This window comes from Mycobacterium kansasii ATCC 12478, assembly GCF_000157895.3.
Taxonomy (GTDB): domain Bacteria; phylum Actinomycetota; class Actinomycetes; order Mycobacteriales; family Mycobacteriaceae; genus Mycobacterium; species Mycobacterium kansasii.
On sequence record NC_022663.1, the window covers coordinates 3998258 to 4012928 of the forward strand.

The following is a 14671-nucleotide window of genomic DNA, read 5'->3' on the forward strand; positions in this document are numbered from 1 at the left end:
CACCTGTTGACCTGCGGCTTTGCCGTTACTGACGGGTAGGTTCTGTAACGGTTCAGTTCATCTGCGACTTCGCAAAATTAGCAAAATCGCCGAAAGTCATTGCTGAACTTGGCAAATGAAACGGGTAGACCAGGTTAGCTGGCTGTGCCATGGTCGAATTAGCACACCAGTGAAGTTGAGCCCTCCGCACCGTCGGGGTCGCGCTGTGGTCTCAGCAGTCCAGCAAATTAAGTGACCGTTAGGAGCAGTCCAATGTCTGTGGTTGGCACCCCGAAGAGCGCTGAGCAGATCCAGCACGATTGGGACCACAACCCCCGGTGGCAGGGCATCACCCGCACCTACACCCCTCAGGATGTCGTCGCCCTGCAAGGCCACGTCGTCGAGGAGCACACCCTCGCCCGGCGCGGCGCCGAGGTGCTCTGGGAGCAGTTGCACGAGATGGACTTCGTCAACGCGCTGGGCGCGCTGACCGGCAACATGGCCGTCCAGCAGGTGCGCGCCGGCCTGAAGGCCATCTATTTGTCGGGCTGGCAGGTCGCCGGCGACGCCAACCTGTCGGGTCACACCTACCCCGACCAGAGCCTGTACCCGGCCAACTCGGTGCCGCAGGTCGTCCGTCGCATCAACAACGCGCTGCTGCGCGCCGACGAGATCGCCAAGGTCGAAAACGACCGTTCCGTGGACAACTGGCTGGTGCCGATCGTCGCCGACGGTGAGGCCGGCTTCGGCGGCGCGCTCAACGTCTACGAGCTGCAGAAGGCCATGATCGCCGCGGGTGTGGCCGGCACCCACTGGGAGGACCAGCTGGCCTCGGAGAAGAAGTGCGGCCACCTCGGTGGCAAGGTGCTGATCCCCACCCAGCAGCACATCCGCACGCTGACCTCGGCGCGGCTGGCGGCCGACGTCGCCGGTGTCCCGACGGTCGTCATCGCCCGCACCGACGCCGAGGCGGCCACGCTGATCACCTCCGACGTCGACGAGCGCGACCGCCCGTTCATCACCGGAGAGCGCACCGCCGAGGGCTTCTACCGGATCAAGAACGGCCTGGAGCCCTGCATCGCCCGTGCCAAGGCCTACGCGCCGTTCTCCGACCTGATCTGGATGGAGACCGGTACCCCGGACCTGGAGCTGGCCAAGAAGTTCGCCGAGGGTGTCAAGGCCGAATACCCCGACCAGCTGCTGGCCTACAACTGCTCGCCGTCGTTCAACTGGAAGAAGCACCTCGACGACGCCACCATCGCCAAGTTCCAGAAGGAGCTGGGTGCCATGGGCTTCAAGTTCCAGTTCATCACGCTGGCCGGTTTCCACGCGCTCAACTACTCGATGTTCGACCTGGCGTACGGCTACGCCCGCAACCAGATGAGCGCCTATGTCGAGCTGCAGGAGCGCGAGTTCGCCGCCGAGGAGCGGGGCTACACCGCCACCAAGCACCAGCGCGAGGTCGGTGCCGGCTACTTCGACCGGATCGCGACCACGGTGGACCCGACATCGTCGACTACGGCACTGGCCGGTTCGACCGAAGAGGGCCAGTTTCACTGACGAGGAGCGGGTGCAGCCCGCGACGAGCAAGTGAATCCGAAGGCTCGGGTCACTGATCGCTCGCCGAGCAGACGCAGAGTCGCACGCCTAGCGCACAGTTGATGCGAGTCTGCGTCTGCTCGCGGGAGAAGTTGACAGCATAGGTCCCGCCCAGCCAACCTGGGCGGGGCCTACTGCGGTGCAGGACAATCCGATTCGAAAGAGAGAACAGTGAGCGACGCAGCGATCCAGCGGGTAGGGGTGGTCGGGGCCGGGCAGATGGGGTCCGGCATCGCCGAGGTCTCGGTACGCGCGGGCGTCGAAGTGACGGTGTTCGAGACGACTGAAGCGCTGGTCACCGCGGGACGCAACCGCATCGTGAAGTCGCTGGAGCGAGGCGTCAGTGCGGGCAAGGTGACCGAGCGTGAGCGGGACCGTGCGCTGAGCAACTTGACCTTCACTACCGACATGAATGACCTGGCCGACCGGCAACTGGTGATCGAGGCCGTGGTCGAGGACGAAGCCGTCAAGGCCGCGATCTTCGCCGAACTCGACCGCGTCGTCACCGATCCCGCCGCGGTGCTGGCCTCCAACACCTCCAGCATCCCGATCATGAGAATCGCCGCGGCCACGAAGAACCCGCAGCGGGTGTTGGGTCTGCATTTCTTCAATCCGGTCCCGGTGCTGCCGCTGGTCGAGTTGGTCACCACACTGGTCACCGACGAGGCCGCCGCAACGCGCACCGAGGAGTTTGCCGGCACCGTCCTGGGTAAGCAGGTGGTGCGCTGCTCCGACCGATCCGGGTTTGTGGTGAACGCGCTTCTGGTGCCCTATCTCTTGGCGGCGATCCGGATGGTCGAAGCCGGGTTCGCCACGGTCGAAGACGTCGACAAGGCCGTCGTTGCCGGGCTGTCCCACCCGATGGGGCCATTGCGCCTGTCCGACCTCGTCGGCCTGGACACGCTGAAGCTGATCGCCGACAAGATGTTCGAGGAGTTCAAGGAGCCGCTGTACGGGCCGCCGCCGCTGTTGCTGCGGATGGTCGAGGCAGGCCAACTGGGCAAGAAATCCGGTCGGGGTTTCTACACCTATTGACCGGCCGGCACCGGCACCCCGGTGCCGGGCGGCGACGCTACTTCTCCAACGTGAACTGGTCGACGTCGGTGTAGCCCTCGCGGAACAGTTTCGCGCAACCCGTGAGGTACTTCATGTAGCGGTTGTAGACCTTCTCGGACTGGATCGCGATCGCCTTTTCCCGGTTGGCTTCCAACGCCGCTGCCCAGGTGTCCAGAGTCTTTGCGTAGTGCAGCTGCAACGACTGAACCCGGGTGACCTTGAAACCGGCCGTGGTGGCGTGCTCTTCGACCGTTGGGATCGTTGGCAGCCAGCCGCCGGGGAAGATCTCGGCCAGGATGAACTGAGTGAAGTGCACTATTTCGTGGGTCAGGGTCAGCCCCCGCGCTCGAGCGTCTTTGAAGGTGGGACGAGCGATGGTGTGCAGCAGCATCACGCCGTCGGAGGGCAGTACGTTGTAGGCCATCTTGAAAAAGCGTGGGTAGCGCTGACGACCGAAGTGCTCGAAAGCGCCGATCGAGACGATCCGGTCGACTGGCTCGTGGAATTTTTCCCACCCTTCCAGCAACACCCGCCTGGTGCGGGGGGTGTCCAGTTTGTCGAACATCTGCTGGACGTGGGTCGCCTGGTTCTCGGACAATGTCAGGCCGACGACATTGACGTCGTACTTTTCGATGGCTCGCCGCATGGTCGCGCCCCAGCCGCAGCCGATGTCCAACAACGTCATCCCCGGCTCGAGCTTGAGCTTTCCCAGCGACAGGTCGATCTTTGCCAGCTGCGCCTCTTCCAGCGTCATGTCGTCGCGCTCGAAGTATGCGCAGCTGTAGGTCTGGGTGGGGTCCAGAAACAGCCGGAAGAAGTCGTCAGATAGGTCGTAGTGGGCTTGTACGTTTCCGAAATGCGGCGTGAGCTGCACGGACATAGCGGTCGGGCCTTTCTGCTTCGCAGGGCGTGGCTCAGCGCACCCTGGTCTCCCCCCTGGATGCCCCTCAAGCATGTTAGCCGCTGCGAGCAGCCTGCAACTTCCGCGGCAGCCGCCACAGGGTCCGCACTGCTACCCTCGGCCGCGCCGCGTCCTGCCGGAGCAGCCTATTCCAGCGGCTGCCTTGGCGGCACGATTGGCGACGGATGTGGCTGCTCACGGAACTTTTCCAGCGACCCGCCGGCCTCCACGATCCCGCACAGCGCACTCCAGCTCAGCATCGTGAGATAGTCGATCAGCTCGTCGCTGGTCATCCGTGGGGCCGACATCCAGGAGTGGGTGGCCAGTTGAACGCCACCGACGATCAGATACGCCCAGGGTTCCACCCCGCCGGTGTCCATCCCCACCTCTTGCATGCGGCGGCGCAGCATCACCGCGATCATGCGGGCAATGATCCGCTCGGAGTCCGCGATCACCTTGCTCTTGCTGGCCGAGCTGTTGGCCATCACGAACCGGTACGGCTCGGGCTCGGACGCCACCGTTTCCACATACACCCGGATGACTTCGCGGGTCAGATCGTAGCCGTCGAGGTTGGATGACAGCGCCGCGGCCATATTGGGAATCAACGTGGTCTGTGCGAAGCGCATCATCACCGCGGTCGTCAGGTCATTTTTGTCGACGAAGTAGCGGTAGAGCACCGTCTTGGAAACACCGATCTCCGCCGCGATCTCGTCCATACTCAGGAAGCGGCCGCGGACACGTATGGCCTCGATTGTCCCGTCAACGAGTTCGTTGCGCCGCTCCACCTTGTGCTGGTGCCAGCGCCGCTTGCGCCCATCCGTCTTGCCCGTTGGGGCCGGGATATGCTCTGTCACTCTCCGCCGATTCCCATTCACTAGACGCAGTCGATACTACGGCGTGCGGGGGCTCATACGGCTCATCGGCTACCTGTGGGTGAAGCCCGGGAAGAGTGCCGTCACACTAACTGGCTAACTGGTCGCGGCCATGGCGGATGATGGTGTGGTGGCACACAGAGTCGACGCGTCGGGTTCGCCGCCGAGGCTTGAGGTGAGCACGCCGGCGGCCGGGGTGCGCCGGCCGTCCCTGGCGGAATCGTTCGCCGGAGCCGATCCCGAGGCGGACGCCGAGCGCCGGCGGGCGCTGCGGCGGATGAAATTGGTGGCGTTGAGTTTTCTGCTTGGCGCCACGGTCGTGTTTCTCGCCTGCAGGTGGGCGCAGGCGGACGGCGCCGCGCCGCTGTGGGTTGGCTACGTCGGCGCGGCCGCGGAGGCCGGCATGGTGGGCGCGCTTGCCGACTGGTTCGCGGTCACTGCGTTGTTCAAGCATCCGCTCGGCATTCCGATCCCGCATACCGCCATCATCAAGCGCAAGAAAGACCAGCTGGGCGAGGGCCTGGGCACCTTCGTCCGGGAGAACTTCCTGTCCGGACCGGTGGTCGAGACCAAACTGCGCGACGCGCAAGTGCCCAGCCGGCTGGGGAAGTGGCTGTCGGATCCCGCGCACGCCCGTCGGGTGGCCGCCGAGACTGCCACGGTGCTGCGGGTGCTGGTGGAGCTGCTCAACGACGACGAGATCCATCAGCTGATCGACCGCATGATCATGCGCCGCATCGCCGAGCCGCAGTGGGGCCCCCCGGTGGGACGGATGCTGCAGACGGTGCTGTCCGAGAACCGGCAGGAGGCGATGATCCAGCTGCTGGCCGACCGCGCATTTCAATGGTCGCTGAATGCCGGGGTGGTTATTCAGCGGGTGGTGGAACGCGATTCGCCGACCTGGTCGCCGCGATTCATCGACCATCTGGTCGGCGACCGTATCCATCGCGAATTGATGGACTTCACCGACAAAGTCCGCCGTAATCCCGATCACGAACTACGCCGGTCAGCGACGCGCTTTCTGTTCGAGTTCGCCGACGACCTGCAAAACGACCCGGCCACCATCGCGCGCGCCGATGCGGTCAAAGAGCAGCTGATGGCGCGCGATGAGGTCGCCAACGCCGCCGCAGCGGCATGGAAGACGCTCAAACGGCTCGTGCTCGAGGGCGTCGACGACCCGTCCAGCAGTTTGCGCACCCGGATCGCCGGCACCGTGATCCGAGTCGGCGAATCACTGCGCGACGACGCCGAGCTGCGCGACAAGGTCGACGACTGGATGCTTCGAGCCGCCCAACACCTGGTATCGCAATATGGGGTGGAGATCACAGCGATCATCACCGACACGATCGAACGTTGGGACGCCGAGGAAGCCAGTCGGCGAATCGAATTACACGTGGGCCGCGACCTGCAATTTATTCGGATCAATGGCACCGTGGTAGGCGCGTTGGCAGGGCTGGCCATCTACGCCATCGCCCAGCTGTTCTTCTAGGGGTGCTAACAAGCGCTTGCAAAAGCAAGCACCTGTCCGTAACCTGAGTGAGTCAAGATCAAACAGCAGGTAAGGAGCGCACCAATGCCGCCGGAGGAGAAATTCGGCGCGAAGGTGTCCAGCGTGACTTCCAGAGCCTCCGACATCGGCAGCTTCATCCGGACACAACGCGAAACGGCGCAGGTCTCGATGCGGCAACTTGCCGAACGGTCCGGGGTCAGCAATCCCTACCTGAGCCAGGTCGAGCGTGGCCTGCGTAAGCCGTCGGCAGACGTCCTGGCCCAGATTGCAAAGGCGCTGCGGGTATCCGCCGAGGTTCTTTATGTGCGGGCCGGGATTCTCGAGCCCAGCGAGACCAGCCAAGTCCGTGACGCGATCATCACCGACACCGCGATCACCGAGCGTCAAAAGCAGATTCTGCTGGATATCTACGCCGCGTTCACCCATCAGAACGAAGCCACCCGTGAGGAGTGTTCGAGCCCATCCGACATTGACGATTGATCAGCTTGTCGGCCGTCAGATCCGACGTCAGGTGAGGTCTAGATCGACAGCCGGCGGGCAACCCAACAGGGACGGGGAATTCTGTTTCAGGCAAGCCGTCTGACCGACCCGATAGCGGCCCGGACAACGACGAACTCGATCACCAACCGACCCGACACATCAGGAGGTCTTCAGCAAGTCGCGTGCCAGGTCAATCCGCGGGTCTTGACTACTCCGCCAGAGGAGCCGACGCTTGCTCCAACTTCATATCACGATGCAATAACACCGATAACGAAACAATTGATGAAAGGAAACACCATGGCTGAAAACCCGAACATCGAGGACCTGCGGGCTCCGTTGCTCGCCGCACTTGGTGCCGCCGACCTGGCTCTGGCCACCGTCAACGACTTGATCGCCAACCTGCGCGAGCGTGCCGAAGAGACGCGCACGGATACTCGCACCCGCGTCGAGGCCCGCGTCGAGGAGAGTCGTGCCCGCCTGACCAAGCTGCAGGAGGACCTTCCCGAGCAGTTCAGCGAACTCCGTGAGCGTTTCACCGCCGAGGAGCTGCGCAAGGCTGCCGAGGGCTACCTCGATGCTGCCACCAACCGGTACAACGAATTGGTCCAGCGCGGCGAGGCCGCCCTGGAGCGGCTGCGCAGCCAGCCGGTCTTCGAAGATGCGTCGGCGCGTGCCGAGGGCTATGTGGACCAGGCTGTCGAGCTGACCCAGGAGGCGCTGGGCACCGTCGCTTCGCAGACCCGCGCCGTCGGTGAGCGTGCTGCCAAGCTGGTCGGCATCGAGCTGCCGAAGAAGGCGGAGTCCGGTAAGAAGGCTCCGGCGAAGAAGGCCCCGGCTGCGGCCAAGAAGGCGGCTCCGGCCAAGAAGGCGCCTGCCAAGAAGGCTCCGGCCAAGAAGGTCACCCAAAAGTAAGTCGGCGACCCTCGGCTCGACTCCGAGTCGCCCATGGGGCGACTCGGAGTCGACGTTTTTGTGGGGCCGAGTCGCCCATGGGGCGACTCGGAGTCGACGTTTTTGTGGGGCCGAGTCGCCCATGGGGCGACTCGGAGTCGACGTTTTGGGCGGTGCCCGCATACTCTTTAGGCGTGAGCCACCTCGTGGGTACCGTCATGTTGGTCTTGCAGATCGCCGTCCTGGTGACGGCGGTGTATGCCTTCGTGCATGCGGCGCTGCAGCGGCCAGACGCCTATACCGCCGCAGACAAGCTGACCAAGCCGGTGTGGTTGGTGATCCTTGGGGCGGCGGTGGCGTTGACCTCCATCCTCGGTTTCGTCTTCGGCGTGCTCGGGATGGCAATCGCCGCCTGCGCGGCCGGCGTCTATCTGGTCGACGTGCGGCCCAAGCTTCTGGAAATCCAGGGTAAGTCCCGCTGACCGGATGAAAGCCCTGTTGGCCGCGCCGGCAGCGGTGCTTGTCGGCGTGCTGTGCGCTGTTCCCGCCGAAGCCGGCTCCGGTGGCGGAGTCGCCGACCCGTCGGGCCCGATATATTCGCCGCCGTTCGTCGACCACACCCAATGGGCATATTCGGGGCGCCTGAGCAGCCTGCGGGTCTACCCGACGCCATCCGGTCGCGCGGCTTCCCGCGACCCCGGCAGCAGCGCCGCAGACGCCGACGAGGCCTGGGCGGAGGTACTCGGCTTGGCCCCCGACGCCGACACCCCCGGCATGCGGGCACAGTTCGATTGTCACTGGCAGCTGGCCGAGGTCGCAGAACCCGGGAAGATCAGCTGGAACCTCGAGCCGTGGCGGCCGGTCGTCGACGACGAGCAGATGCTCGCCTCCGGGTGCAATCCGGGTGGCGTCGAAGAGCAGTTCTGATGGCGGGCCCGCCGACCCGGCGGCAGCTGGCGGCGTTGGTCGACCACACGCTACTCAAGCCCGAGGCGACCGCTGCCGATGTGGCGGCACTGGTCGGAGAAGCCGCTGAGCTGGGCGTTTATGCGGTGTGCGTCTCGCCATCGATGGTGCCGGCTGCGCGCACCGCGCTCGGCGCCGGTGGCGTGCGGATCGCGGCGGTGACGGGTTTCCCGTCGGGCAAGCACCTGTCAGCGGTCAAGGCGCACGAGGCGGCGCTGGCCGTCGCGTCGGGAGCAGTCGAGATCGACATGGTGATCGACATCGGCGCTGCGCTTGCCGGAGACCTGGATGCGGTGCGGACGGATATCGAGGCGGTGCGCGCCGCGACAGCCGGGGCCGTGCTGAAGGTCATCGTCGAGTCGGCGGTGCTGTTGGACCGGGCCGGGGAGCACCTGCTGAGAGCCGTGTGTCGGGTCGCCGAAGGCGCCGGCGCCGACTTCGTCAAGACATCGACGGGGTTTCATCCCGGGGGCGGGGCGACGGTGGCCGCCGTCGCGCTGATGGCCGATACCGTCGGCGGTCGTCTGGGGGTCAAGGCCAGTGGCGGCATCCGCACCGCCGCCGAGGCCGTCGCCATGCTGCGCGCCGGTGCCACCCGACTGGGCCTGTCCGGAACCCGTTCGGTTCTCGATGGGCTCAGCCCCGACTGACGGGCCTCAGAGGTTGGCGAAACAGGGATCCTGCTCGCCGCCGGCGGGGATGGTGGCGTTGCGGGTCGATAGGTGAGCAACCACACCGGTATCGGTGACCTGCACACTGTCCCAATGAATACCCAACGGGAAATCTTTGGTCAGCTTGCTGAAGAAGTCGTCGATCATCGATTGCACCGACTCCTTGGGTAGCGTGAAGCCGAGTGCGTTGAAAGTTTCGATCGGCAGCTGCAGCTGGTTGCCCGTCACCCGCGGCTTGACCACGATGTTGTCGAGAAAGCCCTTCATTTCGACAGTGCCGTCTCTGGGGTGGGTCGTCACGGTGTTGGAAACGAACGGACCCAGCACCGGTATCGCGTTCTGGAACGATTCCTTGATGCCCTCAGACGTCCACGTGACGGTGGCATCGAGCGCACCCACCGTGCCCTGGGAGTTGGGGGTGTCTCTGAGCTGGACGTCCCGAATGTTGATTTGCAGCTTCATGCCCTTGGCATCACGAACCTGGTTGCCCGCCGTCTCCGCCGTGATGTTGGTGAAATGCTTGGTCGCGAGCTGCCACAAGACCAACGGGGCCACACCGAAGGAAGCGCTGGCCTTGTCCTTGACCTCACATGCCACCGCTTCGGCGATCTTGCTGTTGGCTTCATGACGGACGTACAGCTCGGCTCCGATCAGCCCCGCGACGACCAGCGAAAACACGATGATCAGGATGAGGAAGATCGACAACGGATCCCGACGCCAGCGGCGTTTCCGCTTGGGTGCTGCCGATTCGGCGTCGTCTTGCGGCTTGGCAATCGGAGTGGTCCTGGCGGCGGCCCCGGCCGCCGGCGGTGGCCCGGGTCGCTGTGCATCGGCATTGGCCGCAGCCAAGTGCTCCGTCGGCTGGGTTGCCTGGCCGGCCCCGGGTCCGGCCTGAGTGGCCGGGTCCTGGGCCGGGGCAGCACCGGGACGCAATTGCCCGCCGGAGGGATCTGTGGGCGCTGGGGGCCGGCTGAGGGGACCTGGATTGCTGGGACGCGACCATGTCGACGGGCCCTCATTGGGTGGCCCTTGCGGGTTCGTCACCTACGCGATTGTGCCCTATCAATATGAACGAAGTCTGAGTGGTTGCGCAGCACGGCGATACTGTCGCGGGCCGCTGTCACGTTCTCGACATCGATATCGGCGACCAGGAGCTGCGGCTCGGCGCCGGCCGACGCCACCACCTGCCCGAACGGCGAAGCGACCAGGCTGCCGCCCACGCCGGTGGGCGCACCCGAACTGGTGAGCCTGCCGCCCGGGTCGGCTTGACCCGCCGCAGCGACGTAGCTCGTGGAGTCCAGCGCCCTGGCCCGGGCCAGCAATGTCCACTGGTCGAGTTTGCCAGGACCCGAACCCCAGGACGCGCAGACGGCGATCAGCGAAGCGCCGCGCCGGGCCAGCTCGGTGTAGAGCTCCGGGAAGCGGATGTCGTAGCAAACGGTCAAACCTACCCGCACATCGTTGACCGTGATCACCACCGGCTCGTGTCCCGGGGCGACGGTACGCGACTCGGTAAAGCCGAACGCGTCGTAGAGATGAATCTTGTGGTAGTGCGCGTCGGGCTGATTCGGCCTCCCCGGACCGGCTGCGACCAGGGTGTTCATCACCCGCCCGGCATCGGCGGGGGTGAACATGCCCGCGACCACGGTGATGCCGGCCTCGGTCGCGATCCGGCGCACACCGCTGGCCCAGGGGCCGTCGAGGGGTTCGGCGATCGGTGCCAGCGGCACACCGAACCGGCACATCGTTGCTTCGGGAAACACCACCAGCTCGGCGCCGGCGTCGGCAGCCCGGCCGGTGTACTCGCGCACCAGGAGCAGGTTCGCTGCCGGGTCGGTGCCGCTGAGTATTTGCGCCAACGCGATCCGCATACTGGCCAGCTTAAGAGCCGCCGATACTCGCGCTGGGGTGGCTAGGCGTTGTTGGCGATCCACTGTGTGGTGAAGCGTTGCTCCAGCGTCACCAGCTGGCGCAGTTCGCTGCCGATGATGCTCTCCAGCTTGCCGCCGATCAGCGGAATACGAACCTGGATGGTGACCTGCAGCGACAACCGGGCGCAGCCCGAGTCGGCGTTGGGAGCCAGCACCGCGGTGCCCCACAGGTTGGCCGGAGCGTCGACGATCGATCCGGCGATGGATGCCGTGGCGATGCCATCGGTCACCGGGCTCCACATTTCCTCGCGCCGCACGCAGAGGTCGCCCCGATGCAACTGGGTGACCAAACCCGGGAGGTTGTGCCGGTGCACGGTCTGCAGCGTGACCACCTCGATCGTGCCCTCGGTTCCGGACTGACCACCTACGCGCATCGAGTGCAGGGTCGCAATGTCGACCGGGGTTTCCGCCAGCCTGGCCCGCCAGTACTCCTCATCGTGGAAAACCCGGTGAACATCTTCGACGCTGCCTTCATAGTCGGCCGACATGTCGAATGAACGCGGCATAGCTGGTCAGGCTACCGTTACGGGCAATGAAATGGAGCGCAGTCGGTGCACGCTTTGCCGGCGCGCGCGTCGAGGAGTCGGTGCCGCTGGCTGCCTTGACGACGTTGCGGGTGGGACCCGTGGCGCGGCGCGTAATCACCTGCGCCACCAGTGATCAGGTGGTAGCGGTGTTGCGCCAGCTGGACGCCGAGGTCCGAGCCGACAACGGTGGGCCGGTGCTGGTGTTTGCTGGCGGATCCAATGTGGTGATCGGCGATGCCGTGGCCGACCTGACCGTGGTGCGGCTGGCCAATGCCGGCATCACGGTCGACGGCAACCTGGTGCGCGCCGAGGCGGGCGCGGTATGGGATGACGTGGTGCGCAAGGCCATCGACCACCGTCTGGGCGGGTTGGAATGTCTGTCGGGGATACCCGGATCGGCCGGTGCGACGCCGGTGCAGAACGTCGGGGCGTACGGGGTGGAAGTCTCCGACGTCATCAGCCGGGTACGGCTGCTGGACCGTAGCAGTGGCCAGGTGGACTGGGTACCGGGTGCCGCGCTGGGCTTCGGCTACCGCACCAGCGTGCTCAAGCAGGCTGACGGGCTGCGGTTGCCGGCCGTGGTGCTGGAGGTGGAGTTCGCGCTGGATGCCTCGGGCCGCAGCGCGCCATTGCGCTACGGCGAACTGACCGCGGCGCTAGGTGTGGCCAGCGGCGAGCGTGCCGACCCGCAAGCTGTCCGCGCGGCCGTCCTGGCACTGCGGGCGCGCAAGGGCATGGTGCTCGACCCGACCGACCATGACACCTGGAGCGTGGGGTCGTTTTTCACCAACCCGGTGGTCGCACCGGACGTCTACGAACGGCTGGCGGCGGCGGAGAACGGTCCGGTGCCGCACTATCCGGCGCCGGGCGGTGTCAAGCTGGCCGCGGGCTGGCTGGTCGAGCACGCCGGGTTCGGCAAGGGGTATCCGGATCCCGCCCTCACCGGGCAGGCCGCCCCGTGCCGGCTGTCCACCAAGCACGCGCTGGCGTTGACCAACCGGGGAACCGCGACGGCGGCCGACGTGATGCTACTGGCCCGCATGGTCCGCGACGGCGTCCGTGATGTGTTTGGTATCACATTGGAACCCGAACCGATCCTGATCGGTTGCCGGTTGTAGCTGCTACTTTCGTGTCCGATACGCGCGCCGCGCCGTTGCCGTGGCGGGTTCGTCGGGGCTTGCAGCCGGTTCTGGACGGTTTGGCCCGGTATCTTTGATTCCCGTGACCACCTCCAACTTCCCCCAAAGTCCAGGGCCGATCAACCGGCGCATGGCTTTGATGGCACTGGGGGCCGGGGTGCTGGCGCCCAATGTGCTGGCCGCCTGCGCGGGCGGGGTCACCAGGCAATCCGAGAAGAAGCCGCCGGCCGCGCCCCATCTGACGTTCCGGCCGGCCGATGCCGCCGACGACGTGTTGCCGATCACCCCGATCAGCGTCGAGGTCGGCGACGGCTGGTTCCAGCGAGTAGCGCTGACCAACCCGTCCGGCAAGCTCGTTGCCGGCACCTACAATCAGGACCGCACGGTGTTCACCATCACCGAGCCGCTGGGTTACGACACCACCTACAGCTGGAGCGGCGCGGCCGTCGGCCATGACGGCAAGGCCATTCCGGTCGCCGGCAAATTCACCACCGTCACGCCCAAGAAGAAGATCGACGGCGGCTTCCAGTTGGCCGACGGTCAGACCGTCGGGATCGCGGCGCCGATCATCATCCAGTTCGACGCGCCGATCAGCGACAAGGCTTCGGTCGAGCGGGCGCTCACGGTGACCACCAACCCGCCCGTCGAGGGCAGCTGGGCCTGGCTGCCGGACGAGGCGAAGGGCGCTCGGGTGCACTGGCGTCCCCGCGATTACTACCCGGCGGGCACCACCGTCAACGTCGACGCGAAGCTGTACGGGCTGCCGTTCGGCGACGGCGCCTATGGCGCGCAGGATTTCTCGTTGAACATCCAGATCGGCCGGCGGCAGGTGGTCAAGGCCGAAGTCACCTCGCACCGCATCCAGGTCGTCACCGACGAGGGCGTCATCATGGACTTCCCGTGCAGCTACGGCGAAGCCGACAAGGCGCGCAACGTCACTCGCAACGGGATCCACGTGGTGACCGAGAAATACGCGGACTTCTACATGTCCAACCCGGCGGCCGGCTACAGCAACGTGCACGAACGCTGGGCTGTGCGCATCTCCAACAACGGCGAGTTCATTCACGCGAACCCGGCCAGCGCGGGCGCGCAGGGCAACAGCAACGTCACCAACGGCTGCATCAACCTGTCGACCGGCGACGCCGAGCAGTACTTCCAAACCGCGATCTACGGTGACCCGGTCGAGGTGACCGGCAGCTCGATCCAGCTGTCCTACGCCGACGGCGACATCTGGGACTGGGCCGTGGACTGGGACACCTGGGTATCGATGTCGGCGCTGCCACGCCCGACCTCACGCCCCCCGGGAACGCAGATCCCGGTCACCGCGCCGGCCACACCGTCGACCGCGCCCAGCTTGTCCGGCACGCCGGAACCTAGCGCGGGCCCGGGTGGTTAGCCCGGCGCGTCGCTGAGGCCTGATCGCGCGGACGGATGATGATCTGGTCCAGATTGACGTGCGACGGCCGCGAGGCCACGAACCCGATCACCTCGGCGATGTCGGCGGCCACCAGCGGCGTCATGCCGGAGTAGACGGCGTCCGCGCGTTGCCGGTCACCGTCGAAGCGGACCAGCGAGAACTCCGTCTCGACCGCGCCGGGGGCGATCTCGGTAAGCCGGACCGGCTTTCCCAGCAGCTCCCCTCGTAATGTGCGGTGTAACGCGCCTTGGGCGTGCTTGGCGGCCGTGTAACCGGCACCACCGTCGTAAACCTCAAGTGCCGCAATGGAAGTGACGGTGACGATCAGCCCGTCGCCCGATTCGATCAACTTGGGCAGCAGCGCGCGGGTCACTCGCAGCGTACCCAGCACGTTCGTCTCCCACATCCAGCGCCAGTGCTGCAGGTCGGCGTCGGCGACGAGCTCCAGGCCCTTTGCGCCACCTGCGTTGTTGACCAGTACATCGACCCGGCTCAGTCCCGCGGCCAGCGCCGCCACGGCCGCGTCGTCCGTGATGTCGGCCACAACCGCGGTGCCGCCGATCTGGTCCGCCAGGTCGCTGATCCGGTCCGCGCGACGTGCCACCGCGACCACATGAAACCCTTGTGCCGCAAGGTTTTTTGCGGTTGCTTCGCCGATACCGGAGCTGGCGCCGGTAACCACCGCAACCCGGTTCGGCGCGTCGGGAGTTGTCATCGGGACCACTCTAATAA

The 14671-nt window shown here is 65.9% G+C and carries 16 protein-coding genes; 10 read left to right on the forward strand and 6 right to left on the reverse strand.

The genetic code is table 11. The annotated features are described in order from the left end of the window. The first annotated feature begins 252 nt into the window (after positions 1 to 252). On the forward strand, positions 253 to 1539 hold the full coding sequence (gene aceA, locus MKAN_RS17410) for an isocitrate lyase (RefSeq protein ID WP_023370377.1): 1287 nt from the start codon (positions 253 to 255) through the stop codon (positions 1537 to 1539). A gap of 210 nt (positions 1540 to 1749) precedes the next feature. Then, positions 1750 to 2613, forward strand: a complete 864-nt coding sequence (locus MKAN_RS17415) for a 3-hydroxybutyryl-CoA dehydrogenase (protein WP_023370379.1) — start codon at positions 1750 to 1752, stop codon at positions 2611 to 2613. A gap of 37 nt (positions 2614 to 2650) precedes the next feature. Here the strand turns inward: MKAN_RS17415 and pcaA are convergent, their stop codons facing one another. Both pcaA and MKAN_RS17425 read right to left on the reverse strand, forming a co-directional pair. Beyond that, positions 2651 to 3514, reverse strand: a complete 864-nt coding sequence (pcaA, locus tag MKAN_RS17420) for a cyclopropane mycolic acid synthase PcaA (RefSeq protein WP_023370381.1) — start codon at positions 3512 to 3514, stop codon at positions 2651 to 2653. A gap of 167 nt (positions 3515 to 3681) precedes the next feature. Then, positions 3682 to 4389, reverse strand: coding sequence for a TetR/AcrR family transcriptional regulator (locus MKAN_RS17425; RefSeq protein ID WP_023370383.1), 708 nt, complete (start codon positions 4387 to 4389; stop codon positions 3682 to 3684). Between the two features lie 145 nt (positions 4390 to 4534). On the opposite strand from MKAN_RS17425, the gene MKAN_RS17430 reads away from it, so the two are divergent. The 6 genes from MKAN_RS17430 to deoC all read left to right on the forward strand — a co-directional run bounded on the left by MKAN_RS17430 (position 4535) and on the right by deoC (position 8904). Further along, positions 4535 to 5896, forward strand: a complete 1362-nt coding sequence (locus tag MKAN_RS17430) for a DUF445 domain-containing protein (protein ID WP_036394794.1) — start codon at positions 4535 to 4537, stop codon at positions 5894 to 5896. A gap of 84 nt (positions 5897 to 5980) precedes the next feature. Then, positions 5981 to 6397 carry a helix-turn-helix domain-containing protein gene (locus MKAN_RS17435; protein ID WP_023370387.1) on the forward strand — a complete coding sequence of 139 codons (417 nt, stop codon included), beginning with the start codon at positions 5981 to 5983 and terminating at the stop codon, positions 6395 to 6397. A gap of 297 nt (positions 6398 to 6694) precedes the next feature. Then, entirely contained in the window at positions 6695 to 7309 is a 615-nt protein-coding gene (hbhA, locus tag MKAN_RS17440) for a heparin-binding hemagglutinin HbhA (RefSeq protein ID WP_036394795.1), read from the forward strand. A 173-nt stretch (positions 7310 to 7482) separates the two neighbouring features. Beyond that, on the forward strand, positions 7483 to 7770 hold the full coding sequence (locus MKAN_RS17445; protein ID WP_023370391.1) for a DUF2516 family protein: 288 nt from the start codon (positions 7483 to 7485) through the stop codon (positions 7768 to 7770). 4 nt (positions 7771 to 7774) lie between these two features. Further along, the gene (locus MKAN_RS17450; RefSeq protein ID WP_023370393.1) at positions 7775 to 8215 is read left to right on the forward strand and encodes a DUF2599 domain-containing protein; all 441 of its coding nucleotides are present in this window, start codon (positions 7775 to 7777) and stop codon (positions 8213 to 8215) included. Further along, entirely contained in the window at positions 8215 to 8904 is a 690-nt protein-coding gene (gene deoC / locus MKAN_RS17455) for a deoxyribose-phosphate aldolase (RefSeq protein ID WP_023370395.1), read from the forward strand. The genes MKAN_RS17450 and deoC overlap by 1 nt, the downstream gene beginning before the upstream one ends. A gap of 6 nt (positions 8905 to 8910) precedes the next feature. Here deoC and MKAN_RS17460 read toward each other — a convergent pair whose 3' ends face one another. From MKAN_RS17460 to MKAN_RS17470, 3 genes are read right to left on the reverse strand one after another with little or no spacing between them, the layout of a single operon-like run. Beyond that, a complete protein-coding gene (locus tag MKAN_RS17460) occupies positions 8911 to 9969 on the reverse strand; it encodes an LmeA family phospholipid-binding protein (RefSeq protein WP_036394705.1) in 1059 nt (352 codons plus the stop codon). Beyond that, a complete protein-coding gene (locus tag MKAN_RS17465) occupies positions 9966 to 10796 on the reverse strand; it encodes a carbon-nitrogen hydrolase family protein (protein ID WP_023370399.1) in 831 nt (276 codons plus the stop codon). Before MKAN_RS17465 ends, MKAN_RS17460 begins: the two co-directional genes overlap by 4 nt. 41 nt (positions 10797 to 10837) lie before the next feature. Next, the gene (locus MKAN_RS17470; RefSeq protein WP_023370401.1) at positions 10838 to 11362 is read right to left on the reverse strand and encodes a DUF2505 domain-containing protein; all 525 of its coding nucleotides are present in this window, start codon (positions 11360 to 11362) and stop codon (positions 10838 to 10840) included. A gap of 26 nt (positions 11363 to 11388) precedes the next feature. On the opposite strand from MKAN_RS17470, the gene MKAN_RS17475 reads away from it, so the two are divergent. Continuing rightward, entirely contained in the window at positions 11389 to 12501 is a 1113-nt protein-coding gene (locus MKAN_RS17475) for a UDP-N-acetylmuramate dehydrogenase (RefSeq protein WP_023370403.1), read from the forward strand. Positions 12502 to 12652: 151 nt separating this feature from the next. Then, on the forward strand, positions 12653 to 13918 hold the full coding sequence (locus tag MKAN_RS17480; RefSeq protein WP_023370405.1) for a L,D-transpeptidase: 1266 nt from the start codon (positions 12653 to 12655) through the stop codon (positions 13916 to 13918). Here MKAN_RS17480 and MKAN_RS17485 read toward each other — a convergent pair. Next, on the reverse strand, positions 13896 to 14654 hold the full coding sequence (locus MKAN_RS17485; protein ID WP_023370407.1) for an SDR family NAD(P)-dependent oxidoreductase: 759 nt from the start codon (positions 14652 to 14654) through the stop codon (positions 13896 to 13898). The genes MKAN_RS17480 and MKAN_RS17485 overlap by 23 nt on opposite strands. Between the last annotated feature and the right edge of the window lie 17 nt (positions 14655 to 14671).

What these genes read in the sequence shown, in the direction of transcription:
- aceA (WP_023370377.1), top strand. Translation starts at nt 253, where the DNA reads ATGTCTGTGGTTGGCACCCCGAAGAGCGCTGAGCAGATCCAGCACGAT.
- pcaA (WP_023370381.1), bottom strand. Translation starts at nt 3,514, where the DNA reads ATGTCCGTGCAGCTCACGCCGCATTTCGGAAACGTACAAGCCCACTAC.
- MKAN_RS17435 (WP_023370387.1), top strand. Translation starts at nt 5,981, where the DNA reads ATGCCGCCGGAGGAGAAATTCGGCGCGAAGGTGTCCAGCGTGACTTCC.
- hbhA (WP_036394795.1), top strand. Translation starts at nt 6,695, where the DNA reads ATGGCTGAAAACCCGAACATCGAGGACCTGCGGGCTCCGTTGCTCGCC.
- MKAN_RS17450 (WP_023370393.1), top strand. Translation starts at nt 7,775, where the DNA reads ATGAAAGCCCTGTTGGCCGCGCCGGCAGCGGTGCTTGTCGGCGTGCTG.
- deoC (WP_023370395.1), top strand. Translation starts at nt 8,215, where the DNA reads ATGGCGGGCCCGCCGACCCGGCGGCAGCTGGCGGCGTTGGTCGACCAC.
- MKAN_RS17465 (WP_023370399.1), bottom strand. Translation starts at nt 10,796, where the DNA reads ATGCGGATCGCGTTGGCGCAAATACTCAGCGGCACCGACCCGGCAGCG.
- MKAN_RS17470 (WP_023370401.1), bottom strand. Translation starts at nt 11,362, where the DNA reads ATGCCGCGTTCATTCGACATGTCGGCCGACTATGAAGGCAGCGTCGAA.
- MKAN_RS17475 (WP_023370403.1), top strand. Translation starts at nt 11,389, where the DNA reads ATGAAATGGAGCGCAGTCGGTGCACGCTTTGCCGGCGCGCGCGTCGAG.
- MKAN_RS17480 (WP_023370405.1), top strand. Translation starts at nt 12,653, where the DNA reads ATGGCTTTGATGGCACTGGGGGCCGGGGTGCTGGCGCCCAATGTGCTG.
- MKAN_RS17485 (WP_023370407.1), bottom strand. Translation starts at nt 14,654, where the DNA reads ATGACAACTCCCGACGCGCCGAACCGGGTTGCGGTGGTTACCGGCGCC.